The sequence below is a fragment of the Nitrincola sp. A-D6 genome, from assembly GCF_000764495.1.
Classification (GTDB): domain Bacteria; phylum Pseudomonadota; class Gammaproteobacteria; order Pseudomonadales; family Balneatricaceae; genus Nitrincola.
The window spans coordinates 95101-121978 of record NZ_JRLB01000006.1; the positions used below are offsets into that span (position 1 = coordinate 95101).

Here is a 26878-nt window from a genome sequence, read left to right on the forward strand (position 1 = left end):
CCGGTCTGTAGGAGCCCGGTCTGTGGGAGCCCGGTCCCCGGGCGAACACCCTATCGCTCGCAGAGTGAGCTCCCACACAGTTTAAGGTTGCCCCCATTTGTAGGAGCCGGGTCCCCGGGCGAATGGTAAAGTCGGAAACGCAATGCTTCACTCCCGGCTACCCAAACGTTACAATTGGCACAGATTTAACGCGTTTCTCAAGGAGTAGTATCAATGGATGGACGCGACTGGTATCTGGTGCAGTGCAAACCGGGTGAGACCCAGCGTGCATTTGAGCACCTGCAGAACCAACAATACGATTGTTACCTGCCGATTATACGAGTGGCTAAAATTCGTAAAGGCAAGCGTGTCACTCTTGATGAACCCCTGTTCCCTGGCTATCTGTTCATTCATCTGGATCAACTCACCGATGATTGGCAGCCTATCCGTTCAACCCGTGGGGTGACCCGGTTAGTCTCTTTTGGCGGCCTGCCTTTGGCGATCGATTCTGCTCTTATTGCCGCACTTAAAACTCGCTGTGAAACTAAAACGACCTTGTGCTCACTGCAAAAGGGCGAAAAAGTACGCATTACTGAAGGACCGTTTCGTGAACTGGAAGCCATGTTTGAATCCTTCGATGGTGATGAACGCGTGGTGCTCCTGCTTAATTTGTTGCAGCATCAACAGCGCCTGGTTGTGCCGGTTAGTAGTATTCATAAAGTGATGTTTTAAAAAATTAGTGAAGTGTTCCTGGGCTCTGTCCTGGACACTAAAGGATAACTCTGGTTGGTTCGCCCTGCATTTAAAGAGTAGGGTACAATAGTAAAGATCTGACAACGGGTGCAAGGATGTACCGGGCAACGCTGTCATGTTAGAAATACGATGGAAATACAATGCACAAGCCCGTTTTGCAAGGTAGTGCTCAATGCACATGCCCTGCGGTAGCCTGCCTGAGTGTTAGTAATTTGATTATCAAGGACAACAAGTCAAATGAGTAAAGTGGATAGCTCCAAACCCGATGCACAATTCCCGCAAGCCATGCATCCGGCTTACGCTCAGTATGCGGATGATGAAATCAGCCTGGTGGATCTCGCTAAAATTTTGATTGCCCGTAAGGTTTGGTTTTTTGTTGTATTCGCCCTGGTGGTTATCATGAGCGGGGTATTTGCCCTGACAAAACGCCCACAACTCCCTGTACCCCTGAGCGACAATCCAACCCTGGCATTCACCACCTTGATAGCGATAGGCTACAAAACACCCACTGTGTTTATCGAACCCATGGCATCTGTGCATACACTTATAGAAGATGCCTATAGTATAAAGGCGCGCATTGACAAGCCTGAATTTGAAAACTTGGTTCTGGATATCAGCTATGAATCCCGAGGCAGCATCAACCAGGAGGGTAGTAATATCTTACGCATGATTACCTTGGGCAAGCTGGATCAGCATGAAACAATAAGTGCATTTCATCGTGCCGTAGCTGAGCCACTGATAGCGCGTCATCAGCAACTGGCAGATGAAATCAAACAGCAACAAGGCCAGGCCTCCAATCAAGAACTGTCTCAAGTCACTTCCACAAGTCTTGCGGCTACAGCGAATCCGTTACCACTTATAAAATCATCAACAGGCCCCGGTATCAGTCCTAAACTCATTCTGGCGCTTGGCATAGTGCTGGGGTTGATGTTAGGGTGATGAGTGCATTTTTTGCTGAATTTATCATTCGGGTTAAACAAAGCCTTGCTGAAGATAAGCTGGCGCAAGAAAAGGAGAGCGCATGAAAATCGCCATAGCCGGTACAGGTTACGTTGGTCTGTCCAACGCCATGCTGCTGGCACAACACAATGAAGTGGTTGCCGTCGACATTATTGAAGAAAAGGTGGCGCTGTTAAATAATCGCCAGTCCCCCATCGTTGATACCGAGATTGAAGATTTCCTGCAAAACAAGCCGTTAAACTTCAGGGCAACGCTGGATAAAGCCGACGCTTATCAGGATGCTGATTTTGTCATCATCGCCACACCCACCGATTACGATCCGCAGACTAACTACTTTAATACCCGCAGTGTGGAATCGGTCATCAGGGATGTGATGGCAGTTAACCCACAGGCGATCATGGTGATCAAATCAACCGTCCCGGTTGGCTATACCGCGAGTATTAAAGCGGAACTGGGTACAGACAACCTGATCTTCTCACCTGAATTTTTGCGCGAAGGGCGGGCACTTTACGACAACTTATACCCGTCACGCATTATCGTTGGTGAGCGCTCAGCGCGTGCAGAAACCTTCGCTGGACTGCTCAAACAGGGTGCCATCAAACAGGATGTACAGGTGTTGTTCACCGACCCGACCGAGGCGGAGGCAATCAAACTTTTTGCCAATACCTACCTGGCAATGCGCGTGGCCTACTTTAACGAACTGGACACCTATGCCGAAAGCCATGGCCTGAGCACCAAGCAGATCATAGAAGGAGTCGGTTTAGACCCGCGTATTGGCAACCACTATAACAACCCCTCGTTTGGCTACGGCGGCTACTGCTTGCCGAAAGATACAAAACAGTTACTGGCCAACTACGATGAGGTTCCGAGTAACCTGATTCGTGCCATCGTTGATGCCAACACCACCCGTAAAGATTTTATTGCCAACGCCATTATCAAACGCAATCCCAAAGTGGTTGGCATCTATCGCCTGGTGATGAAATCCGGCTCAGATAACTTCCGTGCCTCAGCCATCCAGGGCGTTATGAAGCGCATCAAAGCCAAGGGCATTGAAGTAGTCATCTATGAACCGGTCATGGAAGAAGACAGCTTCTACAACTCCCGCGTAATACGCGACCTGGAAGAATTTAAACAGATCAGCGATGTAATCATCGCCAACCGCCTGTCCGAAGACTTACAAGACGTCGCCACCAAAATCTACACCCGCGACCTCTTCGGCAGCGATTAAATTCAATTGTAGGAGCCCGGTCTCCGGGCGAACAACCCGCTCCGCGGGCGAACAGCTCGCTTCGGACGAATAATCCAAAACAAGGACGTAACATGCACAAACCAACCCTAACCCACCACGGCGGTGCCTCCGGCGTTACTGGTAGTTGCCACCAACTCATCATCGATGAGCAGCACAGCCTGCTAGTGGATTGCGGTTTGTTTCAGGGTGAAGACGAAGCGCCGGACAGCTTTGAACAACTCAAAGTCAGCTTCGACATCAGCACAATTAAAGCACTGATTGTCACTCATGTGCATATTGATCATATAGGCCGTCTGCCGTATTTATTGGCAGCCGGTTACACCGGACCAATTCTGTGTAGCCACCCCTCGGCGCAGCTACTGCCGTTGGTAATTGACGACGCCCTGCGCATAGGTTTTACCAAAGATGCACGTCTGATTGAACAGTTTCAGCAGCAGGTGCAACAGCAGCTCAAACCGTTGGATTACAAAACTTGGCACACACTGGTTGATACGCCACAGCAGCGCCTACGCGTTAAACTGCACAAAGCCGGGCATATCCTCGGTTCCTGCTATGTAGAAGTAGCCCTATGTAACAAACAGACACAAACAAAACAGCGCCTGGTGTTTTCCGGTGACCTGGGCGCCCCCTGGTCACCTCTGTTACCTGCGCCCAAGTCGCCCTATAAAGCCGACACCTTAATTCTTGAAAGTACCTACGGCGATCGGCTGCACCCCAGCCGCCGAGACAGAGCCCAGCGCTTGCAACAGGCCATCGAAACGGCATTAAGCAATGGCGGCACGGTAATGATTCCGGCTTTTAGTATCGGGCGCACCCAGGAACTGCTGTATGAACTGGAAGGACTGATTCACACCCAGGGCGGCCTATGGAAAGACCTGGAAATTATCATCGACTCACCCTTGGCCGCACGTTTTACCCAGGTGTATCGCTCACTCAAGCCCTACTGGGATCAGGAAGCGCAAAAGCGCCTGAAGGCCGGACGTCATCCGCTGAACTTTGCTAACCTTTATACAGTCGATAGCCATGCGATGCATGAAAGCACGGTGGCGTATTTAGCCAAAAGCACACGTCCCGCTATAGTCATTGCCGCCAGTGGCATGTGTGCCGGTGGTCGTATCGTTAATTACCTTAAGGCGATGCTGGAAGACCCACGCCACCAGGTGTTGTTTGTCGGCTACCAAGCCTCCGGCACACCAGGCCGTAAAATCCAGAAATACGGGCCAAAAAATGGCTGGGTAGAACTGGATGGCAAGTGCTACAACATCAAAGCTGGCGTTGATACAATCAGCGGCTACTCCGCCCATTCAGACCAGAAAGACCTGCTCAACTTCATCAAACGCATGAAACACTGGCCAAGTGAGATTCGACTGGTGCATGGGCAGGAACAGGCGCGAAGGGTGTTGAAGGGGGAGATTGAAGCGATGTATAGCCGAAAAAATAAAGTGGTTCAGGTTTTGTTGCCGTGAAAATCAGGTCTTAAACGATCATTTTATTTAGTATTTAACAAGGAATCATGTCCCGCTGATTAAAGATACAGAGGTGGATAAGCCACAGAGTTTGGCTAAGTCGGTTACGGTTGAATAAGTTAATATATATTATTGTCTAGGATTTATAAAATGCTCAATCTTGAAAGCACCAGAATCGCCATCATTGGTCTAGGTTACGTAGGTTTACCCTTAGCCGTAGAGTTTGGCAAAACCCGCGATGTGCTCGGTTTTGATATCAACCAAAAACGCATTAATGAACTGGTTTCTGGTCATGATGCTACACTGGAAGTGACTGATGAAGAGCTTAAAACTGCATGTCATCTTAAGTATGCATATGATGTAAAAGCACTTGCAGATTACAACGTTTACATCGTTACGGTACCCACTCCCATTGACGAGAGCAATGCACCAGATTTGACTCCACTACGTAAAGCATCTGCGATGCTAGCTACGGTGATCAAACAAAGTGATATCGTGATTTATGAGTCAACCGTTTACCCAGGCGCAACAGAAGAAGTGTGTATTCCAATTATTGAAAAAGGCTCAGGCTTGAAGTTCAATGTGGACTTCTTCGCGGGATACAGTCCCGAACGAATAAACCCGGGTGATAAGGTCAATACGCTAACCAAAATCAAAAAAATTACATCAGGTTCTACACCTGAGATTGCCGAGTTAGTGGATCAACTCTATCGGTCCATCATTACAGCAGGAACTCATTTAGCTAGCTCCATTAAGGTTGCTGAAGCGGCCAAAGTGATCGAAAATACCCAGCGTGATCTAAATATTGCCATCATCAATGAGTTTGCAAAAATCTTTAATATTCTGGGTATCGATACGCAAGAAGTGCTTGAAGCCGCTGGAACCAAATGGAACTTCTTGCCATTCAAGCCAGGCCTTGTAGGAGGGCACTGTATCAGTGTCGATCCTTATTACTTAACCTATAAAGCTAAAGAAGTGGGTTATCAACCAGAAGTCATTTTAGCAGGTCGTCGCATTAATGATGGTATGGGACAATATACGGCTACACAGCTTGTAAAAGCGGTCAGTCGACAAAAAATTCATATCGATGAAGCACGTGTTTTGGTGCTCGGTTTTACCTTTAAAGGTGATTGTCCCGATGTACGTAATACCAAAATCATTGATATGGTGAAAGAACTTGAAAGTTTTAATATGAATGTCGATGTCTTTGATCCGTGGGCTGATCCATACGAAGTGGAACACGAATATGGCCTTAAGTTAGAAACCGAACTCATTAATGGTGTCTACGATGCGATTGTCTTGGCTGTGGACCACTCAGACTTTAAAAAATGGGGCGAACTGAAGATCAGGGCGTTAGGTAAACCTAAGCATGTTCTTTACGATGTTAAACTCGTGCTGGCTAAACACGAATCTGATTTACGTCTTTAAAAGGGGTTATTAGCATATGAAGAACTTCGCCATGATTGGTGCGGCCGGATACATTGCACCGCGTCACATGAAAGCCATCAAAGATACAGGCAATGATTTAGTTGCCGCGCTCGATATCAATGATTCTGTGGGTATTATTGATAGCCACTTTCCAGATGCCGATTTTTTTACAGAGTTTGAACGCTTTGATCGACATATTGATAAATTACGTCGCTCAAAAAGTGATAGACAAGTAAGTTATATAGCCATCTGTTCACCGAATTATTTACATGATTCACATATGCGTTTTGCATTGCGCTCAGGAGCCGACGCTATTTGTGAAAAGCCGCTTGTGTTAAATCCATGGAATATTGATGGATTAATGGATATTGAAAAAGATACAGGCCAAAAAGTTAACACCATCCTGCAGTTACGTTTACATCCCGCCATTATTGCGTTGCGTGACAAGGTTCAGAATGGTCCAAAAGATCGTAAGTATGAGGTGGATTTAACCTACATCACATCACGTGGGCATTGGTATTTACAATCTTGGAAAGGCGATACTAAAAAATCAGGTGGCATCGCAACTAATATCGGCGTGCATTTTTACGATATGCTGCATTTTATCTTTGGTGAATTACAAGATAATCGAGTGCATTATTGCAGCGATACCAAGGCTGCTGGCTACCTTGAATATGAACAAGCTCGTGTGCGTTGGTTCTTATCCATCGATGTTAACGATGTCCCAGCAGAGGTTCGCGCTACAGGTCAACGTACTTTCCGATCCATTACCTGTGATGGTGAAGACATTGAATTCTCCGGCGGATTTACTGATCTACACACACGAAGCTATGAAGAGATTCTGCAAGGAAGGGGTTTTGGCTTAGAAGAAAACCGAGTGGCAATAGATACCGTTTCTCATATTCGTGAAGCTACTCCCTTAGGGTTAACAGGTGATTACCACCCCTTCTTAAACAATCTGTAGGAGCTCGCTCCGCGAGCGAAGTAAAAATAAAATGAACTATCAAGTCCACGAATCTGCAATAGTCGATCCCGGTGCGGTAATAGGTGAAGGCAGCCGTATTTGGCACTTTGTTCATGTATGCAGTGGTGCAAAAATAGGAAAGGGTGTCTCTCTAGGCCAAAATGTTTTTGTAGGTAATCAAGTCACTATCGGCGATCATTGTAAAATTCAAAACAATGTGTCCGTCTATGACAATGTACACCTGGAAGAGGGTGTGTTCTGCGGCCCGAGCATGGTGTTCACTAACGTATATAACCCGCGTTCCCTGATTGAACGAAAAAACGAATACCGCGACACACTTGTCAAAAAAGGCGCAACACTAGGGGCCAACTGCACTATTGTCTGCGGTGTCACCCTTGGCGAATATGCCTTCATCGGTGCGGGTGCGGTGATCAATAAAGATGTACCACCCTATGCACTCATGGTTGGAGTACCCGCCAGACAGATCGGCTGGATGAGCGAGCACGGTGAACAGTTGGATCTACCTCTTAATGGGCAAGGCAAAGCCACTTGTGAACACACCGGCACCATCTACACCCTAAACGGCAACCAGCTAACCAAACAAATACCACCTGTAGGAGCTCGCTCTGCGAGCGAATGAGAAAATGCAATTTATCGACCTGGCCACCCAACAAGCCCGAATCAAAGACAAAATTGACACCAATATCCAAAAGGTTCTTGCCCACGGGCAATATATCCTCGGCCCTGAAGTTACTGAACTGGAAGAAAAACTTGCTGCATTCACCGGAGCCGAGCATTGTATTACAGTGGCCAACGGCACCGATGCTCTGCAAATCGCACAAATGGCATGTGGTATTGGTCCCGGCGACGAGGTGATCACCCCCGGCTTTACCTATATTGCTACTGCAGAGACAGTTGCATTATTGGGAGCCAAACCCGTTTACGTCGATATTGATGCCAAAACATACAACCTGGATTCAACAAAATTAGAAGCTGCCATCACACCACGCACCAAAGCCATTATCCCTGTTTCACTATACGGCCAATGCGCAGATTTAGATGCCATCAATGCCATGGCATCTAAATATAACATTCCTGTGATTGAAGATGCGGCACAAAGCTTTGGTGCCAGCTATAAAGGTAAAAAATCCTGTAACTTGACCACCATTGCTTGTACTAGTTTCTTTCCAAGCAAACCACTGGGATGTTATGGAGATGGCGGTGCAATTTTTACCAATAATGAAGAACTGGCCAAGGTTATGCGGCAAATTGCAAGACACGGTCAAGATAGGCGTTATCATCATATCCGAGTCGGTGTTAACAGCCGATTAGATAGCTTACAAGCGGCTATACTGTTACCTAAGCTTGAAATCTTTGCTGAAGAGATCGAACTGCGTAACAAAATTGCTTCACACTTCACGTATTTGCTGAACCAGGCTGGTATTAAAACAACACCCTTTGTGGAAAGTCATAACATTTCTGCTTGGGCACAATACACGATTCGTGTTAAGAATCGCGAGCAGATCCAACAGAAACTGAAAAATGCAGGTATACCAACTGCGGTACATTATCCAATACCATTGAATAAGCAACCAGCAGTGGCTGATAACGAAGTCGCTTTACCAATAGGAGATGAGATTGCAGAAGAGGTGATGAGTTTGCCGATGCACCCTTATTTAAAAGAACAAGAACAACTGAAAGTAGTTCGCGCTCTTTTAGCATGAGTAGTTTGTATTATCGCCCAGATATTCAAGGCCTAAGAGCTATCGCTGTTCTTGCGGTCATAGGTTTTCATTTTAACCCTGCCTGGCTTCCTGGAGGTTTCATCGGTGTAGATGTATTTCTTGTGATCTCCGGTTTTCTGATTACCAGCATTTTGCTTCAGAAGAAAACACAGGCAGATTATAGCCTGTTGAAAACTCTGAAATACTTTTATTCTAGCCGCTTCAAACGCATAGTACCGGCCTATTTTGTGATGCTGGTAGTAGTTGCATTGGTTGCAGCCATATTTTTCCTGCCACAAGACTTCAATACATTCAAAAAAGGCTTAGAGAAAGCCGCTTGGTTTAATAGCAATACTTACTTTGCAGACTTTGGTGATTACTTCGCCCCGGCGAACCATGAACAACCTCTGTTGCATACTTGGTCGCTAGCGGTAGAAATTCAATTCTACATAATTGCTCCTTTTATTGTGTTGTTACTTTCAGACAGATGGCTGAAATGGGTGTTTGCTAGTTTATTATTTGGTTTGACAGCTATTGCAGAATACCGTCTGCGTGTAATGGGAGTAGAGCAAGCTACCTATTATAGCCTATATGCAAGAATGCCAGAGTTTTTAGCTGGCGGTCTAGCTGCACTGTTTGTAAGAAAAATATCCGAAGGTAACAAAGGTGGTTTATGGATTGGTAAACTTGGACTGGTATTGATTATTCTCTCCACTATCACTCAACCACTATTAGGTCCTTTCCCTGGGATTGCCGCAATGTTACCAGTTGTAGGCAGTGTGTTATTAATCAGCCAGCCAGCACAAGGGTGGGTAGGTATACTTCTTAGTAGCAGGATTTTAGTATGGATCGGTGCTTTATCCTATTCACTCTATCTTTGGCATTGGCCTGTTTTGGCTTTTTTACGTTATTCTACTGGGGTAGAAGTACTGAGTTTTGGAATCAGCTTTATGTTTATCCTGCTGACTTTGCTGCTTTCTATTATCTCTTACTACAGTGTCGAACGGGCCTTCAGAAGTAGGCGTACCAGCAAGAAACAAGCAGTAGGAGTGTTGTTTTTGGCTGCGAGTGTACTTGGTACATCCCAGGTCATGGCAAAAGTGAATTTGGTATTTACACCGGAACAGTTACCGATCGAATATCGACGTTATGCAGATCCAGCTACTATCTGCCACGGGCAAATCGTTGGTGATTGCATGCGTGGTGATCTGAGTAGTGATAAAGAAATTTTAGTTTTGGGGGATTCACATGCTGCGATGTTGAATCATTACTTCGATTATTTGGGAAATAATCTTGGCTTCAAAGCGAGAATTATAACTGCAAGTAGTTGTGTGACAATAACTGATTTTGACTACCATAAGCTGCCAGAGTGGGCTCAGCAGTCATGCTTGAACCAAATAGAAGAAGCTAAAGTATATATTCAAGATGCTGATGTTATTTTAATTGCTGGAATGTGGAGCTATCAACTAGAAAATGAAGAGTTCAAAATTAGAATGAACAGTTTTTTTGAAAATAGTAATACAAAAGTAAAAATATACATTGCTTCACAAATAGCAATGTTTGATTCAAATCCTTCAAGATTGCGACGATTCAACGATATTGGTTTTAATGCCAAGTCAAAAATTGATTTAGAGTATGTTGATGCAAATCGACAATTGGAAGAAATGGCTTCTTTGTATGATAATGTTGAATATATTCCTCTAAATGATATCGATTTTTTTAGCACTATCCCGCTTTATAAAGGGAGTGGGTGTATAGTGATAGACATCATGTTAATGAAATAGGTTCTGTGCATTATGCAAGGGAATCTAAAAAAATCATATCTGATTTTTTAAAATTACATGAGATACAATGATTTGAGTAAAATATATAGCTTTTTTTTGTATTTTTCTTATTACCTTTTAATAGTGATTTTGTATAATTATTCACTATATGATCTTTACAGTTACAAGGGTGCTGAGAAAATAATAAATTTAGAATTGAGAGTTATTTTTTGCATATTTTTTAGTATTCTGTCGGCAACTATAACACCCAAACTATTGAGAAAGCCTGGTGACTATCTTGTTTTTATATTGACTATAGGGTTGATTCCGACGGTAGTGATACTAAATGGAGTAAGTAGGTATTCAAATGTTGATTTTGAATATATTTTAATTGTGTTTTTAACTATGACAGCGTTGGCTATTTTTAATAGCGTGGATAATTTAAAAAATAATTATTTGAGTTTTAAAATTAACAAAAGTATTGTGGTTATTATTGGAGCGCTTAATATAATTGCAATAATTCTTGTGTTATACAAAACACAAAGTTATTTCTCTTTGAGCTATGATGGATACCATATTAGAAGGATTTTATCAAAAGATATTTTCCAACCAGGTAAATTAGAATCATATTATGTTTCAATTTTTTTGCAAGGGATGTTTCCAGTAATTTTTGTTTTTTCAATGGTTGAAAAAAATAGATTTTTAATTTATGTGTCGCTTGCAAGTATTATTGTTCTTTGGGGTGCGTTTGGTGAAAGATACACAGTTGTGCTTGCCATATTTTTATATTTAATTATTTTTTTCCATAAAAAAAATAATGGTAAGGGTGTGGGTAGTATTTATATACTATTAGTATTGATAGGAATACTTTGTACGGGAATTCTTGAAAAATATTTATTTGATAGCATCTATATTAATGATCATCTCTTACGAAGAATTTATGCTGTCCCTGCAATAATTAATGATGCGTACATTCAATATGCTAAATCAATAGGATTTAATGAGTATTGTGATACTAAACTATATATATTTCATTGTATAGATCGAACAATAAATGTTGCATATTTGGTTTCGCAAAAAATAATTAACGATCCGGATATGAATGCTAATACTAATTTTATTACTTATTCTTTTGTTAATGCAGGTTTTTTTGGTGTATTTATAGAAGTTGCAATAGTTGGAGCTATAGTTGTAATATGTAATTATGTATTTATAAAAGAAACCAATTATTTTATATTTTCGGTTTGTTTGCTTATGGCGCTTAAGATAATTGAAAAGTCTCTACCAATCAGTTTGATTAGTTCAGGTATTCTACTGATAATGGCAATTTCATATCTTTCATATAGGAAACGGACTAGATGATAGGCTCAGGCTTCTGGTTAATAGCTTCACAACTTATTGTATTGTTGTCAACGCCAGTGCTGGCAAGATTGTATTCTATTGAAAGTTTTACTAGCTATGCATCATACTTGGCAGTGTACGTAATTGCTACTAGCATATCCGGATTTAGATTGATGGATTGTTTGGTGAAATGTGAAGAGCAAGACACGAAGAAAGTAATGTCTAGTGTGTATTCAATTACTCTACTGCTGATACCATTTTTAATGATATTTTACTATTTAACATTTAATGCAGGGTGGTTATCATTAGGTTTGTTGATATTGTCAGTATTCTTTTATGTTAATACTAGGGTAAATTATTTTATTGACGTTAGATCAAAAAAATTCGCAAGGGCTTCAATGTGGCTTGCACTGTTTAATGTATTTACAATAATATTCCAAATTTTACTTAGTGTTAAATATAATGGATTAATACTCGGGCTTTTTCTTTCTCTATTAACTGTATCGTTGATACAATTGATAGTGTTTAGAAAATCTGCATTAATAGAATTTGATTCTATTTTTGATATAAAAAATACAATAAATACTATAAAAAATTATAAATCTTACACGCTATATTTAACCCTTTACTCATTAGTTAGTAGTCTTAGAAGTAAGACTATATATATATTTCTTGGTGGTAGTCCTTATGCTGGAGCTTTGTCACAATTTGAAAAAGTAGCAAATGCACCTAACACCTTAGTTTCATCAGTTTTAAGACCAGTAATATTTTCTAGTATAGATAAAAAAGAAATAAATAGGAGTGTTGAGTATATTTTAGGAGGGTTGCTCAGTGTATTATTTATGCTTGGACTCCCTTTTCTAATGATTCTATTAAAGTATAGTGAATACATTGTTGGTATAGTTTTTGGAGAAAAGTGGATCGAATATGATTCGCTTTTTGCAGTGTGTATGGTTTCGACATTTGTTATGCTTCTTATAAATTGGATGGATAGAGTTTTTGATATTTTGGGAAAACAGAAAATAGTATTCATATTTGAACTTATTTTTCTGTCAATATATATAGCCGGATTTGTAATAGTATCAATGTTGGAAGAAAGTCGAAATGTTGCCTATTTATATCTATTATTAAATATATTTTTTGCTTTTTCATGGCTGCTATTGGTTTATCATCAAGCGCAACTTGGATATAAAAATTTGATAAGAAGAATGTCGTATCTCGTTTCGTATTTAATAATTATGTATTTATATCTAAGTGTAATTGATGGATTAAATTCTATAATATTAATATCTGTGATTTACTTATTTACCACAGTAGTGCTCGCCATATATATATCTAGTAAAATGAGGTGTTGGTTGTGGATAAAAAGTCGATTATGAAGATAGGAATTGTAAATTATGGTTGCGGTAATATCGCATCAATTTCAAATATAATAAAATATATAGGATATAAACCAGAAATAATAAATCGTAGTGAAGATGTACTTTTGTTTGATTCCATTATTTTGCCTGGGGTAGGCCACTTCAAAAATGGAATGTCGAATATAAATTTCAGTGGAATGAGAAATGCACTAGATAAAAGAGCTGAACTAGATAAGCCAATTCTTGGAATATGTCTGGGAATGCAGTTGATGACTCAATCTAGCGAAGAGTCAGACGAAACAGGCCTGTGTTGGTTTGACAGTAAAACCATCAAATTTACAGAACTTGAAAATAACAAAAATAAAATATTAGTTCCACATATGGGGTGGAATTATGTAAAAGAAGTTGAAGAAAATGTTTTTTTTGAAGAGGAAGATAGATTTTATTTTGTGCACTCATTTTATGTTGACGCATTAAAAAGTCAAGAAGCCCTTGCAACGACCATTTATGAAGAAATTAATTTTTCATCTGCTATAAAAAAAGGGAATTTAGTGGGAGTTCAATTCCATCCAGAAAAAAGCCATCAATTTGGAATGACATTTTTCAGAAAATATTTTAATAAAATTTAGAGGTTGATAATGTTGCCTAGATTGATCCCTTCACTTACACTGATTGATAATCAAATATATAGAACTAAGAATTTCAAAAATCCATCATATGTAGGGGATCCGATTAATGCAGTTAAAATATTTAATGAAAAAAAAGTAGATGAACTAATAATCTTTGATATAGGAAAAAATAAAAAAATCATTAGTGAAGACTTTGTAGCTGAAATGTTAGACATAACAAGTCAGGCTTTTATGCCACTTTCTTATGGTGGTGGCATAAGGACAATTGATGATGCAGATAAAGTTTTTAAAGCGGGATTTGATAAAGTTATCATAGGTAATTCTACCTTAAAAAATCTTAGTCTTATTGAAGACATATCAAATAAGTATGGAAAACAAAGTTTGGTTTTTGCATTAGATATTATAACAAGTAAATTTTTCGGTACCTACATACATGGTTTATCGCCTTTTATTAAAAAAAATAGGTATTATGCTATGTTAGCTTTAGAGCTAGAGAAAAAAGGTGTTGGTGAACTGATTATTAGAGATGTAAGCTTGATGGATTAATGAAAGGTACTAACTTAGTTGCAATAAATAAAGTAAAAAATATATTAAGTATACCTGTTGTGGCAGCTGGTGGAATTTTCACAATGGAGCATGCATCAGAAGCAATTAAATCAGGCGCACATTCAGTTTCTGCTGGAAATATGTTTGTATATCAAGGCAATAGAAAAGCTGTTTTAATTAACTACCCAAGTGAAAAAGTTATTAGGAAATTATTTGATGTGTAAATATCAGCAATGCACGTTCTGCGTTATGGATACTACAGATCCAGATATTGTATTTGATGATAATGGTGTCTGTAATCACTGTACTTTAGCAATCAATAAAATATTACTTTTAGGCAATAATGAAAGTAAACAAGAAAGACTTATAAGGAAAGTTAAAGAAATAAAAAAAAGAAACAAAAGTAAAGAAATACGATGTGATTATGGGGGTAAGTGGTGGTGTTGATAGTAGTTATGCGTTAGTTAAAGCTAAAGAGTATGGACTTCGTATTTTAGCCGTGCATTGTGATACTGGCTGGAATAGTGATATAGCAGTAAGTAATATCAAAAACCTAGTAGACTATCTTGATATTGATCTTGAAACAGTAGTTGTAGATTGGAGGGTTATGAGAAGTTTACAACGAAGCTTTTTTTTTAGCTTCAGTGTCTAACTGCGATATACCCCAAGATCATGCTATTGTTGCCGTAAACAATAAAATAGCTTCAAAACTTGGAATCAAAGATTTTATTTCTGGTGGTAATCTGGCTGGTGAGTCTATTATGCCAAGTTCTTGGGGGTATGATGCAAGAGATTTATCTCACATAAAAGATATTAATAGACGATTCGATAAATCAAGTTTGAAAAATTTTCCAAAACTTGGATTTTTTAGTTCATATATTTATTACCCATTTGTCATCGGCGTGAGAAACTATCGAATGCTGAATGATTTAAATTATAACCCAATTGAAGCAAAAAAAGAATTAATTGATAAGTATGGTTGGCGTGATTATGGTGGTAAACATCATGAATCAGTTTTTACTCGGTTTTATCAAGCATATTATTTACCGAAAAAATTTGGATTTGATAAGAGAAAGGGCCATCTTTCTAGCTTAATTGCTGCTGGATTGATTGAAAGAGACGTAGCGTTAAAAGAATTGGAAGTCGATCTGTATACTGATACTGATACTGAAAAAGAGAGAGACGAAGAGTATTTTATTAAAAAACTGGGTTTTACCAAAAATGAATGGGATAAAATACTGAAGTCTGAACCAGTTTCTCATACAAAATATAAGACACACACAGTGTTACATTCCATCATGACAAAACTAAAAAATATGATTGAATCACGTGGTATAAAGGTAAGGAGAAGCTGGTAAAATGGCAAAAATAGTACATGTACTAATGAGTGAGTATAGAGTAGATTCTCGCGTAAGGAATGAAACTTCTAGCCTTGTTGAATATGGTTTTGATGTAGACGTATATTGTCTTAGTGGTAAGGGTTTACCCAAAACTGAAAGTCGAGATTCAGTGATAATTAAACGTTATGGTTTAAGTACTAAATTCAGAAGCTTGTTATTTTTATCAGCATGCATCAGCATGCTACTAAAAAGCATGAGAAGTAAAATAGATTTAGTACATGCACATGATGTTAATGCTTTGCCAGTAGCTTATTTTTTATCTGTTATAAAAAATATTCCACTAATATATGATTCACATGAATTGTGGTCCCAGGCTCATCATAAAAAAAGAAATATCTTTATTCTTAAGATCGTTGAGAAGTTAGAAGTTAATCTCGCTAAAAGAGCTAGAGCTATCATTGCTGTATCAGATGGGATTTCCAACTATCTAAAATGTTATTTTAAAAACGTAAATGTTTACACGATTAGAAACATACCGAGTTACACCTCTCCTGGAGAGTATGATTTGTTTAGAGACGAATTTGGTATTGAAAAAAATAGAATTATATTTTTATACCAAGGCTTGATGAGTGAAACTAGAGGTGTCAATACAATTATTCAGGCAGCCTGTGAACTTAATAATAATAATGATGTAGCATTTATATTTATGGGTGATGGGCCTATGTCTTCAAATATTTTAAAGACAATATTATCTTTAAAATTAAAAAATGTTTACTATAAAGGTGCGGTTCCTCAGGATGATTTGATTAAATATACAAAAAGTTCCGATGTTGGGCTGCATGCAATAAAAAATACTTGTTTGAATCATGATTTGTGTTTGCCTAATAAACTCTTTGAATATATTGCCGCGGGAAAGCCAGTCATTGTTTCAAATCTGACAGAAATGTCAGAGTTTGTTCTGAAAAATAAAGTTGGTTTGACTTTTTTAGAAGGTAGTTCGGATTCTCTAGTTTCTTCAATTGAGACGGCTGTTAGTAATAAAGATGTAATTGATAGTATGAGAGCGAATGTAAATACAATCAATGCGACTGTTAACTGGAGTAATGAATCAAAAATCTTAATTTCTATTTACGAAGATTTATTGTGTGAGTCTTGATATGCAAATTAATTATTGCAAAAAAGTAATTATAGATTCAACATATAATATAAAGTATTTAGCAGGATTTTCTAAAAGACGACCTGGTATTCACTGTGGTCCAAAATGTCTGGAATGTGGAATAATTATTTTTGATAGAAGATTTATTCTGATTTCAATTGATGTTTTATATATATCAGATGATTTAAGAGATTATATATTTGATATTATATTTGAAACTTTTGGGGTTGGTTCTGAGTCAGTATGTGTTGTTGCTTCTCACACCCATTCAGCACCAAATATTTCATATGATATTTTCGGTGAGCTTGATTATGGTTTCATAGAGCAACTAAAAAAAACCATTAAAACATGTATTGAAGAAGCGAATAAAAATACGGCTAGCTGCCGCGTAAATTTCAGCTGTACCTCAAACCTTAATGGTATTGTAGTTTATCGAAGGAAACTAGGAAGAGATATTAGAAGTTTTTTCCTAACAAAAAAAAATGTTAATGCTACCTGAGATAGATGAACAAGGTGGTGCTGTATTAAATAAACTTTCTTTTTTTGATAACTCTAATGAGATTTTATCTATTTTTGGTTTATCTTGTCATCCTGTGTTTTCAACATCTAAAATCATTTCTTCAGACTATCCCGGAGAGATTGTTAACCACTATCAAAATACCAATGAATCTAGTGCTATTTTTTTGCAAGGATGGAGTGGGGATTTAAGACCTGACACTTCGGGAAAATTTATGTCAACTAGAAGTTTAATTGATTGTGCCAAAGCATTATTTAATGGAAAAGTTTTTCTTCAACCGGACTTTAAAAAATTCTCCTGCTTCTGTAATGACATAGTTAACTTGATACAATCAATTAAGCCACTTCATGTTAATGATCAACCCTTGATTTCTTCTTTGCAACGAAAACTTTCACTTGTATCGAGTACAGGTCATACTACAAAGTCATTTTTTGTTAGTATTCATCGAATAGATAATATACTATTTATTTCTATTCCTGCAGAAGTTTCAAGTAGATACTATAGCTACCTGGCTTCAAACTTTGTTTCATATAAAATATTTCCACTTGGTTGCTCCAATGGAATGATTGGATACTTACCATACTATGATCAGGTTAGAGAAAAAGGTTATGAGGTTGATTCAGCTAAAAACTACGGTTGGGATAGTTATATTGGAGAGGATAGTTTAATAAAATTCAAAAATGACCTTTATATTTTGGTTAAGGATTTTGTCGATGATTGATAAAGACTCGTTAATTGAAGATTTAAAAAATCTTGGAATAAAATCTGGTGATACAGTTTTTATTAGAGCATCGCTTAGTAAGGTCGGTAGATTAAAAAGTTCAGATCGAAATATAATAATTGAGTCTTTGCTAGAGTCAGTTGGTGAAAATGGCACATTGGTCACGCTAGGATTCACTAAGATTTTTTCTTTTTGGAACTTAAAAGATGATTATGTTTTTGATAAAAATACACCGTCTACTACTGGTGCACTTTCAAAAATGTTTCTTGGAAACCCAAACTGTAAACGTAGCCAACATCCATGTTGTTCTTTTTTAGCAATTGGCCCAAAATCTGATTATATTCTTGAAGGACATAACGAGCAGTCCACTTCGTACATTCCAATTAAAAAACTTATTGATCTTAATGCTCATTGTTTGCTAATCGGCTGTATTGACGATAGCCCTGGATTTACTACAGTACATTATGTTCAAGAAGAACTAGGTTTAACAAATCGTTCTCTCATATCCTCAATTTTTAGAGTTTACTATAAATCTGAAAGTGGTAAAAATGAATTGTTTATACGTAAAGATATTGGTGGTTGTAGTGCCGGCTTTGATAAGTTTTATGGTCATTATTTAAAAGCTGGAATTTTAAAGGTTGGAAGGTTCGGCAATGCTAATTGTATTTCTGCATATGCCAGTGATCTTTACAAAATCGATAAAGATCTAATTCGAAATAATAAAAAATTTCCATTATGTGATAACAGTGAATGCGTTATATGTAGATGTACATGGACATATAATTTAACTGATATTCCTAAATTTATACTCGCGAAAATAAGAAAGGTTTTTTTTAGATGAATGTTTTCACTATTATTGGTGCAAGGCCTCAGTTTATAAAAGCAAGTGTAGTTTCAAGAGCATTCTGTAAAACTGACAAAATTAATGAAATATTACTCCATACCGGTCAGCATTTTGATGAAAATATGTCTAATATTTTTTTTAATCAGCTCAACATGCCAAGGCAGATATTCAGCTACAAATTAATGGTGGCAGTCATGGCGAAATGACTGGTCGTATGTTGGTTGAAATTGAACAGGCTTTAGTATCCTGCCAACCCGATCTCGTTCTAGTGTATGGAGATACTAATTCAACGCTTGCTGGCGCATTAGCAGCAGCAAAATTACACATACCCGTCGCACACGTTGAAGCTGGCTTGCGCAGTTTTAATATGCATATGCCGGAAGAAATTAACCGAATTTTGACCGATCAAATCAGTGACCTTTTATTTTGCCCAACAGATGCCGCAGTTGATAACCTGTACAATGAAGGCTTCGCTAATAAGTCTGTTCAAGTATTGCAGGTGGGCGATGTGATGCAAGATTCCGCTCAGCTATTTGCAAATCAAGCATCAGCGCCAGCTGGCGTCCTGCCGAAACAATTTATTCTTGCAACCTTACACCGTGCAGAAAATACCGATAACCCTGAATGTTTGGCATCGATTGTAGCGGCTTTGAATAAATTACATGCTACCCTCGCACCTGTTGTTCTGCCCCTACATCCACGCACTCGTAAACTAATTGCGCAGCAAGGCGTGAAGCTAAATATTCATCTGATTGATCCTGTGGGTTATTTTGAAATGGTTTGGCTTCTCGAAAATTGCGAGCTTGTATTAACCGACAGTGGTGGTGTCCAAAAAGAAGCCTTCTTCTTCGGAAAAGCTTGTGTGACTATGCGTGACCAGACCGAGTGGGTAGAGTTGATAAACATAGGAGCTAATGAGCTTGTTGGGGCGGACCAACATAAAATTATTGACGCGGCCACACGTAATATTGGCCGAAAAATCCAGGATACACATCAATTGTATGGTGGTGGTCACGCTGCACAAAGAATCGTTGATATACTGGTTGAAAGGACAGTTTAATGAATTTCAAAAACATTTTGGTACTTGCACCGCATACTGATGATGGTGAACTTGGAGCCGGAGGTTTTATTGCAAAACTAATTGAGCAAGGTTCAAAAGTTACATATGTTGCATTTTCTACAGCCGAGGAGTCAGTACCTAACTATTTGCCAAAGGATGTACTTAAAACTGAAGTTAAAGCTGCTACAGAAAATCTTGGTATAAAGTCTGACCAACTCATTATTTTTAACTACCAAGTAAGAAAACTAAATTATGTTCGACAGGAGATTCTTGAAGAATTGATTGTAATTCGAAATAACAATACATTTGATTTAGTTCTTATGCCATCATTAAAGGATATCCATCAGGACCACACAACAATTGCACAGGAAGGGCTTCGCGCTTTCAAAAATACTACTATTCTTGGTTATGAATTGATTTGGAATAATTTGTCATTTGATACTACTTGTTTTGTCAAACTAAATTTTTCACATGTTAATGCTAAGTATCTGGCGCTCCAATGTTACGAATCACAAGCTAATAGAGAATATATGAGTCGTGATTTTATTTTTTCACTTGCCAAAACGCGTGGTGTTCAAATAGGTGCTGAATTTGCTGAAAGTTTTGAGGTGGTACGATGGGTTATGAATTAAATAAATCAATTAGGATTTCAGAACTCGCAGAACATCTTTCGTTTGAATGGCAAGGTGCTGATATTCTTATTAAAGGTGTTAGTTCTTCAGAAAATGCAAAGGATTCTGATGTTATTTTCTCAAAATCAATACCAGAAAATATAGGCAATATTGCGATAGTAATATCACCATTTGCGGATATTAAAGCTAATAGTACTAATGGCTTAATTATTGCTAAAAATCCAAGGTTGGAGTTTATTAATGTACTTCGCTATCTTGAAAAAGTAATAGGTTTTTCTACTTGGAATTTTCCTTCAATTATACACCCAACTGTAAAGTTAGGAAAAAATGTTGTTGTGGAAAGTGGATGTGTTATTGATGAATATACAGTTATTGAACCCAATGTTGTTTTGCATTCTGGTACAAGAATAGGAAAAAATAGCCGTATACGTTCTTGCTCTTCGATAGGTGGAGATGGTTTTGGGTTTGAGCGCATGAGTGATGGTGTCCCTTTACGCTTTCCTCATCTGGGCGGTGTGGTAATAGGTGATAATGTTGAAATAGGAGCATTAAATTCCATCGCTAGAGGCACATTATCTGATACTGTTATTTCAAATAATGTAAAAACAGATAATCTGGTGCATATTGCACATAATTGTTTTGTACAAGAAAGTGTTTTGATAACTGCATGCGCTGAGCTTAGTGGGGGTGTAACTCTGGGAAAAAGAGCGTGGATCGGTCCTAATGTCTCAATTATGCAAAAAATTTTCGTTGGTGATGATGCGCTTGTAGGGCTTGGTGCGGTAGTTACCAAAAATATACCATCCAATACTGTCTTTGCTGGTAATCCCGCAAAGAAAATCAGAGATATATAGTGAAAACCATCTGGATTATTAATCAGTATGCATCTACTCCAGAAAATGGATATGCTGGCCGTCATTATTATTTAGGCACAGAACTTGTTAAGCTAGGGTACAAAGTATATTTAATAGCATCCGCAAAACACCATTTGCTTAGAGAGAAAGTTGTTATGGATTCAACTTTCAAAATAACTGATCATGATGGTTTGAATGTTGTTTGGATGGATATGCCTACTTATGCTGATGCACACAGTAAGCAGCGTGTTTTGAATTGGTTTATATTTTCTTGGAAGCTTCTGAGGCTTGTTAAGTTAATACCAGATAAGCCTGAGTATATATTGTGCTCTTCTCCATCTTTAATATCTTTTTTTGGTGCTAAGAAGCTTGCTAAACAGTACAAATCAAAACTTATTTTTGAGGTGCGTGATATTTGGCCTTTGACATTGACTGAGATAGGTGGTTTTTCCTCTAAGAATTTATTTATTCGTTTTTTGCAATGGGTGGAGAATAAAGCCTATCGTGATTCTGATGCTGTCGTTTCTAATTTAAAAAATTCTGTTGAACATATGGTTGTTCATGGCTTAAATCGTGATAAATTCACATGGATACCCAATGGCTTTTCTGAGCGGGAAGTACGAGAAGCTAGACCCCTTGCAGACAATGTATTAAGTCAAGTTCCAATAGAAAGTTTTATAGTTGGTTACACGGGTACTTTTGGACTGGCTAACGATCTTTATACTCTTTTAGCAGCTGCAGCCAAATTAAAAAAATATCCTGAAATAAAGTTTGTATTAGTTGGCGGTGGGAAGGAAAAATCAAATCTCATTAACTATTCAAAAGAACTTGAACTAAATAATGTGATTTTTATTAACTTTATCAATAAAAATCACATACAAAGCATGCTTAAATGTTTCGATGTTTTAACTGTTGGTGCTAAAAAAGAACCAATGTACCATTTTGGTGTTTCACCGAATAAGCTTTTCGATTATATGATAGCAGGTAAGCCTATCATTTATCACATTGAGTCTGGTAATTATCATCCAGTTACTGATGCAGGGTGTGGCTTTGAAGTCGAATCAGGTGATCCTGATAAACTTGCTAATGCAATTTTGAAAGTTTATAAAATGCCACCGAACGAAAGAGAGTTTATGGGTGATAATGGCGTCAAAGCTGCTTTGCATCAATATGAATATCGGCAATTGGCTGAAAAATTGGTTCAAGTATTACGCAGCATGTAGTTTGTACCTTTAAATTGAGATAATTTAATGAATCTATTACTTACAGGTGCGACTGGTTTTCTTGGGAGACAGATCGCACAAGCACTTATTAAAGGGCATATTTTTCATGTCACTGCCGCTGTTCGGTACAGTACTGAAACACCAGCTAAACGAGTCGTTGAAATCACAAGCCTTGATGCGAATACATGCTGGTCATCTGCTTTGACTAATCAGCAAGTTGTTATCCACACTGCTGCCCGCGCCCACATTATGAAAGATGAAGCGTCAGATCCTTTGTCCGAGTATCGAAAGGTCAATGTTGATGGAACTTTAAACCTAGCATTGCAGGCTGCTGAAGCTGGTGTAAAGCGATTGATTTTTATCAGCTCAATTGGTGTAAACGGCAACATAAACACTCGTCCTTTTACTGAAAAGAGCTTACCAAATCCTGCAGGGGTTGATGCAAAGTCAAAATTTGAAGCTGAACAGGGCCTGTGGAAGATCCAGCAAGAAACAGGTATGGAAATTGTCATAATTCGTCCACCATTGGTTTATGGACCGAATGCAAAGGGCAATTTTGGCAGTTTGCTAAAGTGGGTTGAAAAAGGCCTGCCTTTGCCCCTAGGAATCATCAACAATAAGCGCTCGCTAGTCGCATTGGACAATCTGGTTGACTTGATCATCACGTGCATAGATCATCCCGCTGCGGCTAATCAAATCTTCCTGGCAGGCGATGGTCAGGATGTTTCGACTACCGAGTTGTTACGTGGTGTTGCTGCTGCAATGGGTAAACCCTCTCGCTTGATTCCGGTACCGGTTAAACTGTTAACGCTGGGTGCAGCGTTGCTGGGTAAAAAGGCCGTTGCTGATCGTTTACTCGGGTCGTTGCAAGTGGATATCTCCAAGGCACGCAATGTTTTAGGGTGGGAGCCGCCGGTTTCGGTGGAAGAGGGTTTGAGACGTTGTTTTGTGGAGAATAATTCATCGCCCGCGGAGCGGGCTCCTACAGAAGGGCTTTAATTTGATTCGGTTTTTTGATGTTGTGTTTGCGTTGTTGGGATTGGTGTTTGGCTTTCCGGTGTTGTTGTTACTGACTATCGTTGGTTATTTCGATACGGGGTCGCCTATTTTTCGCCAGGAGCGGGTCGGGCGGTATCAAAAGCCGTTTACATTGGTAAAATTTCGTACCATGAAGCTAGATACAGAGTCAGTGGCATCGCATCTGGCCAGCAGTGCATCCATTACCCGCTTCGGCCACTTTTTACGCAAAACTAAACTGGATGAATTGCCACAGTTGTGGAATGTGCTTAAGGGTGAGATGAGTTTGGTGGGGCGCCCTGGGTTATTTAATCAGCATGAATTAACTCAAGAACGAGCGAAACGGGGTGTATATGAAGTACGCCCTGGAATTACAGGTTTGGCTCAAGTGAATGAGATTGATATGTCTACACCAGAGTTACTGGCTGAAACTGACCAGAAGATGATTGAGCATTTAAGTGTTGTGGATTACTTTCGCTATATCTTCATGACCTTGCCGGGAAGGGGAGTGGTGATAGAGTAAGTAAATAGTGCTGATACGCGTACTAGCCGATAGCAATCGATAATAAGGACAGCTAACCAGGTTATGAAGTCAACACTCAAAAACACCTCGCTGCACCAACGTCTGATGTCGATGCAGCGTAACCGTAAGCGGCTGATCATGCTGGCGGCAGATCTTGTGGCCATGCCCTTGGCACTCTGGTCTGCGTATGCGTTACGTTTTGCCGATTTGTGGCCGGAAACTTATCTGTATCCGGCGGCATGGTTATTTGTGGTGGTACCAGCAGCCGGTGTGTTGATCTTCATCAAACTGGGGTTATACCGTGCTGTAGTGCGCTACATGGGTGCCCAGGCAATATGGACTGTGGCTACAGGTGTTTTTATTCTATCGCTGATGCTGTGGGCAGCAGCTTATGTGTTTCAGATCTATCCCTTCCCGCGTTCGATACCCATTAATTTTGCTTTGGTCGCTATAGTCTATGTGGGTGGCAGTCGGCTACTGATGCGCAGTTATTACCATTGGTTGCTAAACCGGTTTTTGAACAAAACCTCTGTGTTGATCTACGGTGCTGGTGGTAGCGGGGTGCAGTTGGCAAAAGCGCTTGCCGGGAGTCAGGAGTTAAGTTGCGTAGGATTTCTGGATGATGATGAAGCCTCTGGAGTAGCACTGTTGCTGGATTAAAAGTCTATGATCCAGCCCGGATTCCGGAGTTGGTACAGAAACGCAAAATAGAATCTATCTTGTTAGCTATGCCTTCAGCAACACCCAAGGCTCGTAAACGAATTCTAGATCGATTAGCTGATTATCCGGTGCATGTGCGTACCGTTCCTGCCATGCATGACATCGTATCGGGTGAGTCGGTTGACAGTTTACGTGAAATTGAAATCGAAGACCTGCTGGGGCGTGACCCTGTTCCGCCTATGACGGAACTGATTCATGCCAGTATTCTCAATAAAGTGGTCTTAGTGAGTGGGGCCGGGGGTCGATAGGTTCTGAAATCTGCCGTCAGGTCCTGGCCAATCAGCCACGTTGTCTGATTCTGTATGAGCAAAGTGAGTTTGCGCTTTACTCAATAGAGCAGGAACTGCAGCACATTATGCAGACGAATAATCTGCATATTCCTTGCTACCCTGTTTTGGGCTCCGTATGTGATCGCGCCAGGGTAAATGAAGTACTGCAGCGTTTTTCAGTGCAAACTATCTACCATGCGGCTGCCTATAAGCATGTACCGCTGGTTGAACATAATCTGCTCGAGGGCATCCGCAATAATGCCCTGGGCACACTGGTATTAGCTGAAGCGGCACAGCAGCGAGCCGTTGAGCGCTTCGTGCTGATCTCTACCGATAAAGCTGTTCGACCTACCAATGTGATGGGTGCGACCAAACGTCTGGCCGAGTTGATTTTGCAGGATCTGGCAGTGGAAAGCCCAACCATCTTTTCCATGGTTCGCTTCGGCAACGTACTAGGCTCCTCTGGCTCCGTTGTTCCCCTATTTCGCAAACAAATTGAAGAGGGTGGCCCGGTCACCGTCACTCACCCGGATATCACCCGCTTTTTCATGACCATACCAGAAGCCGCTTCCTTGGTTATTCAAGCCGGTTCTATGGCCAAGGGCGGGGATGTGTTTGTACTGGATATGGGAGAGTCAGTCCGTATTATCGATCTGGCCCGGCGCATGGTCCGGCTGATGGGTTATGAGGTGTTGGATGATATACATCCAGATGGTGATATTGAAATCACCTTTAGTGGCTTGCGCCCCGGTGAAAAGCTCTATGAAGAGTTACTGATCGGCGATGATGTGATTGGTACCCAGCATCCAAAAATCATGCGCGCCTTAGAGGAAAAGCTGAAAAAACATGAATTACACGAAATACTTCACTCCTTAAATCTGGCGCTTGAGCAACTGGATTGTGAGCAAGCTCGGGGTTTACTGGAACAGGCGGTTACAGGGTTTAAACCGTCTTCGGATATTGTCGATTGGCTGGCTGTTGATATGGCTAAAGAGCATTTGCGTTAATTATACGGGCGTGTGACCATTTTTGTCACCCTACATGCCCGGTATAGTCAGATTTTAAGTGCGTGTATATTTCAAGCCCAAGTATATTGCCTTGAATGCGTTATAAAGCTAATAAAATCAGTAGATTGATATCTAGTTGACCTATATTATAACATTGGCATGTGTAATGCATGCTACTAAGTAGAGCTACATCACTTCTCTTGTATAGAGGCGTGATGTGGAACTTTCTAACTTGCTGGAGAATGACAATGAAAAGACAACAAGGTTTTACCCTTATTGAGTTAATGATCGTTGTAGCGATCATCGGTATTCTGGCCGCGATTGCGCTGCCCGCATATCAGGATTATACGAATCGTGCGAAGGCGTCTGAGATCGTTCTAGCTGCAAGTGCTGCTCGTACTTGTGCAACTGAAATCGCACAGTCTGGAGGTACTCTAGATAACACGGTTTTAGGTACTTGTAACAGTTCGACATCTACGCAGTATGTTGATAATGTTGCAGTAACTGGTAATTCAGCAGCTATAACAATACTTGCAACAGGTCAAGGTTTTACTGGAGTTGCCAGTCAGCCTTCTGTGACTTTACAAGGTACAGTTAGTGGTGGATTTATAACTGATTGGACTTGTTCAGGTGCACCTACTAACTGGATGCCTGGTTCTTGCCGTGGTTGATTTAGCTCTATAGAGAAGAAGGCCTCGCTATTGCGAGGCTTTTTTTTGATACAATAAAAATTTGAGATTTTATAATATGGCTTATAAATTTAATGACATATCTAAATTAAATTATATTTTTATTTTTTTGTGGTTTTTATTGGGAATTTCTGTATTTTTTA

The 26878-nt window shown here is 39.7% G+C and carries 31 protein-coding genes; all 31 read left to right on the top strand.

Translation table 11 applies throughout. The features are described from left to right. Nucleotides 1–213 precede the first annotated feature (213 nt). The 31 genes from rfaH to LH51_RS21910 all read left to right on the top strand — a co-directional run bounded on the left by rfaH (nucleotide 214) and on the right by LH51_RS21910 (nucleotide 26717). The gene (gene rfaH / locus LH51_RS01215; protein WP_036519008.1) at nucleotides 214–711 is read left to right on the top strand and encodes a transcription/translation regulatory transformer protein RfaH; all 498 of its coding nucleotides are present in this window, start codon (nucleotides 214–216) and stop codon (nucleotides 709–711) included. Between the two features lie 258 nt (nucleotides 712–969). Beyond that, the gene (locus LH51_RS01220) at nucleotides 970–1671 is read left to right on the top strand and encodes a hypothetical protein (protein WP_036519011.1); all 702 of its coding nucleotides are present in this window, start codon (nucleotides 970–972) and stop codon (nucleotides 1669–1671) included. Between the two features lie 82 nt (nucleotides 1672–1753). Then, nucleotides 1754–2920, top strand: coding sequence for a nucleotide sugar dehydrogenase (locus LH51_RS01225; protein WP_036519014.1), 1167 nt, complete (start codon nucleotides 1754–1756; stop codon nucleotides 2918–2920). Between the two features lie 92 nt (nucleotides 2921–3012). Then, complete coding sequence (locus LH51_RS01230) at nucleotides 3013–4407, top strand: MBL fold metallo-hydrolase RNA specificity domain-containing protein (RefSeq protein ID WP_036519016.1); 1395 nt, start codon at nucleotides 3013–3015, stop codon at nucleotides 4405–4407. Between the two features lie 150 nt (nucleotides 4408–4557). Beyond that, on the top strand, nucleotides 4558–5835 hold the full coding sequence (gene tviB, locus LH51_RS01235; RefSeq protein ID WP_036519019.1) for a Vi polysaccharide biosynthesis UDP-N-acetylglucosamine C-6 dehydrogenase TviB: 1278 nt from the start codon (nucleotides 4558–4560) through the stop codon (nucleotides 5833–5835). A 16-nt stretch (nucleotides 5836–5851) separates the two neighbouring features. Next, nucleotides 5852–6799 (top strand): Gfo/Idh/MocA family oxidoreductase, encoded by a 948-nt coding sequence (locus tag LH51_RS01240; protein WP_036519022.1) that lies wholly within the window; start codon nucleotides 5852–5854, stop codon nucleotides 6797–6799. A 31-nt stretch (nucleotides 6800–6830) separates the two neighbouring features. Next, a complete protein-coding gene (locus tag LH51_RS01245) occupies nucleotides 6831–7439 on the top strand; it encodes an acyltransferase (RefSeq protein ID WP_036519026.1) in 609 nt (202 codons plus the stop codon). 4 nt (nucleotides 7440–7443) lie between these two features. After that, nucleotides 7444–8523, top strand: a complete 1080-nt coding sequence (locus LH51_RS01250; RefSeq protein WP_036519030.1) for a DegT/DnrJ/EryC1/StrS family aminotransferase — start codon at nucleotides 7444–7446, stop codon at nucleotides 8521–8523. Next, nucleotides 8520–10307, top strand: coding sequence for an acyltransferase family protein (locus tag LH51_RS01255; RefSeq protein WP_200881828.1), 1788 nt, complete (start codon nucleotides 8520–8522; stop codon nucleotides 10305–10307). The genes LH51_RS01250 and LH51_RS01255 overlap by 4 nt, the downstream gene beginning before the upstream one ends. Nucleotides 10308–10379: 72 nt before the next feature. Next, on the top strand, nucleotides 10380–11648 hold the full coding sequence (locus LH51_RS01260) for a hypothetical protein (RefSeq protein ID WP_144244127.1): 1269 nt from the start codon (nucleotides 10380–10382) through the stop codon (nucleotides 11646–11648). Further along, complete coding sequence (locus LH51_RS01265) at nucleotides 11645–13006, top strand: oligosaccharide flippase family protein (RefSeq protein ID WP_081960606.1); 1362 nt, start codon at nucleotides 11645–11647, stop codon at nucleotides 13004–13006. Before LH51_RS01260 ends, LH51_RS01265 begins: the two co-directional genes overlap by 4 nt. Next, nucleotides 12985–13617, top strand: coding sequence for an imidazole glycerol phosphate synthase subunit HisH (gene hisH, locus LH51_RS01270; protein WP_052063333.1), 633 nt, complete (start codon nucleotides 12985–12987; stop codon nucleotides 13615–13617). The genes LH51_RS01265 and hisH overlap by 22 nt, the downstream gene beginning before the upstream one ends. Nucleotides 13618–13626: 9 nt before the next feature. Beyond that, nucleotides 13627–14163: a HisA/HisF-related TIM barrel protein gene (locus tag LH51_RS01275; protein WP_052063334.1), complete on the top strand. Its 537-nt coding sequence runs from the start codon at nucleotides 13627–13629 to the stop codon at nucleotides 14161–14163. Further along, nucleotides 14163–14387 carry a nitronate monooxygenase gene (locus tag LH51_RS23300; RefSeq protein WP_052063335.1) on the top strand — a complete coding sequence of 75 codons (225 nt, stop codon included), beginning with the start codon at nucleotides 14163–14165 and terminating at the stop codon, nucleotides 14385–14387. The genes LH51_RS01275 and LH51_RS23300 overlap by 1 nt, the downstream gene beginning before the upstream one ends. A 200-nt stretch (nucleotides 14388–14587) precedes the next feature. Next, nucleotides 14588–14815 (top strand): 7-cyano-7-deazaguanine synthase, encoded by a 228-nt coding sequence (locus LH51_RS20320; protein ID WP_235263396.1) that lies wholly within the window; start codon nucleotides 14588–14590, stop codon nucleotides 14813–14815. Beyond that, nucleotides 14808–15521 (top strand): N-acetyl sugar amidotransferase, encoded by a 714-nt coding sequence (locus tag LH51_RS20325; RefSeq protein WP_144244129.1) that lies wholly within the window; start codon nucleotides 14808–14810, stop codon nucleotides 15519–15521. Before LH51_RS20320 ends, LH51_RS20325 begins: the two co-directional genes overlap by 8 nt. Before the next feature lies 1 nt (nucleotide 15522). After that, nucleotides 15523–16659 (top strand): glycosyltransferase family 4 protein, encoded by a 1137-nt coding sequence (locus LH51_RS01285; RefSeq protein ID WP_036519038.1) that lies wholly within the window; start codon nucleotides 15523–15525, stop codon nucleotides 16657–16659. Beyond that, nucleotides 16649–17158: a hypothetical protein gene (locus tag LH51_RS20330; RefSeq protein ID WP_144244130.1), complete on the top strand. Its 510-nt coding sequence runs from the start codon at nucleotides 16649–16651 to the stop codon at nucleotides 17156–17158. The genes LH51_RS01285 and LH51_RS20330 overlap by 11 nt, the downstream gene beginning before the upstream one ends. Next, nucleotides 17142–17897, top strand: coding sequence for a hypothetical protein (locus LH51_RS01290; RefSeq protein ID WP_036519041.1), 756 nt, complete (start codon nucleotides 17142–17144; stop codon nucleotides 17895–17897). The genes LH51_RS20330 and LH51_RS01290 overlap by 17 nt, the downstream gene beginning before the upstream one ends. Then, nucleotides 17890–18738: an AAC(3) family N-acetyltransferase gene (locus LH51_RS01295; RefSeq protein WP_036519043.1), complete on the top strand. Its 849-nt coding sequence runs from the start codon at nucleotides 17890–17892 to the stop codon at nucleotides 18736–18738. Before LH51_RS01290 ends, LH51_RS01295 begins: the two co-directional genes overlap by 8 nt. Beyond that, nucleotides 18735–18947 (top strand): hypothetical protein, encoded by a 213-nt coding sequence (locus tag LH51_RS21885; protein ID WP_235263388.1) that lies wholly within the window; start codon nucleotides 18735–18737, stop codon nucleotides 18945–18947. The genes LH51_RS01295 and LH51_RS21885 overlap by 4 nt, the downstream gene beginning before the upstream one ends. An 8-nt stretch (nucleotides 18948–18955) precedes the next feature. After that, nucleotides 18956–19801, top strand: coding sequence for a non-hydrolyzing UDP-N-acetylglucosamine 2-epimerase (wecB, locus tag LH51_RS01300; RefSeq protein WP_235263390.1), 846 nt, complete (start codon nucleotides 18956–18958; stop codon nucleotides 19799–19801). After that, the gene (locus LH51_RS01305; protein WP_036519045.1) at nucleotides 19801–20433 is read left to right on the top strand and encodes a PIG-L deacetylase family protein; all 633 of its coding nucleotides are present in this window, start codon (nucleotides 19801–19803) and stop codon (nucleotides 20431–20433) included. Before wecB ends, LH51_RS01305 begins: the two co-directional genes overlap by 1 nt. After that, nucleotides 20418–21287, top strand: coding sequence for a UDP-3-O-(3-hydroxymyristoyl)glucosamine N-acyltransferase (locus LH51_RS01310; protein WP_036519046.1), 870 nt, complete (start codon nucleotides 20418–20420; stop codon nucleotides 21285–21287). Before LH51_RS01305 ends, LH51_RS01310 begins: the two co-directional genes overlap by 16 nt. After that, entirely contained in the window at nucleotides 21287–22510 is a 1224-nt protein-coding gene (locus tag LH51_RS01315; RefSeq protein WP_200881829.1) for a glycosyltransferase family 4 protein, read from the top strand. Before LH51_RS01310 ends, LH51_RS01315 begins: the two co-directional genes overlap by 1 nt. Nucleotides 22511–22537: 27 nt before the next feature. After that, the gene (locus LH51_RS01320) at nucleotides 22538–23509 is read left to right on the top strand and encodes a UDP-glucose 4-epimerase family protein (protein WP_052063337.1); all 972 of its coding nucleotides are present in this window, start codon (nucleotides 22538–22540) and stop codon (nucleotides 23507–23509) included. A gap of 1 nt (nucleotide 23510) precedes the next feature. Continuing rightward, complete coding sequence (locus tag LH51_RS01325) at nucleotides 23511–24050, top strand: sugar transferase (protein ID WP_144244131.1); 540 nt, start codon at nucleotides 23511–23513, stop codon at nucleotides 24048–24050. A 63-nt stretch (nucleotides 24051–24113) separates the two neighbouring features. Continuing rightward, nucleotides 24114–24710, top strand: coding sequence for a nucleoside-diphosphate sugar epimerase/dehydratase (locus LH51_RS21890; RefSeq protein ID WP_235263392.1), 597 nt, complete (start codon nucleotides 24114–24116; stop codon nucleotides 24708–24710). 29 nt (nucleotides 24711–24739) lie between these two features. Then, nucleotides 24740–25018 (top strand): nucleoside-diphosphate sugar epimerase/dehydratase, encoded by a 279-nt coding sequence (locus LH51_RS21895; RefSeq protein ID WP_235263394.1) that lies wholly within the window; start codon nucleotides 24740–24742, stop codon nucleotides 25016–25018. 44 nt (nucleotides 25019–25062) lie between these two features. Continuing rightward, complete coding sequence (locus tag LH51_RS21900; RefSeq protein ID WP_235263398.1) at nucleotides 25063–26046, top strand: UDP-N-acetylglucosamine 4,6-dehydratase family protein; 984 nt, start codon at nucleotides 25063–25065, stop codon at nucleotides 26044–26046. A 248-nt stretch (nucleotides 26047–26294) separates the two neighbouring features. Then, nucleotides 26295–26717: a pilin gene (locus LH51_RS21910; RefSeq protein ID WP_036519049.1), complete on the top strand. Its 423-nt coding sequence runs from the start codon at nucleotides 26295–26297 to the stop codon at nucleotides 26715–26717. The last annotated feature ends 161 nt before the right edge of the window (nucleotides 26718–26878 follow it).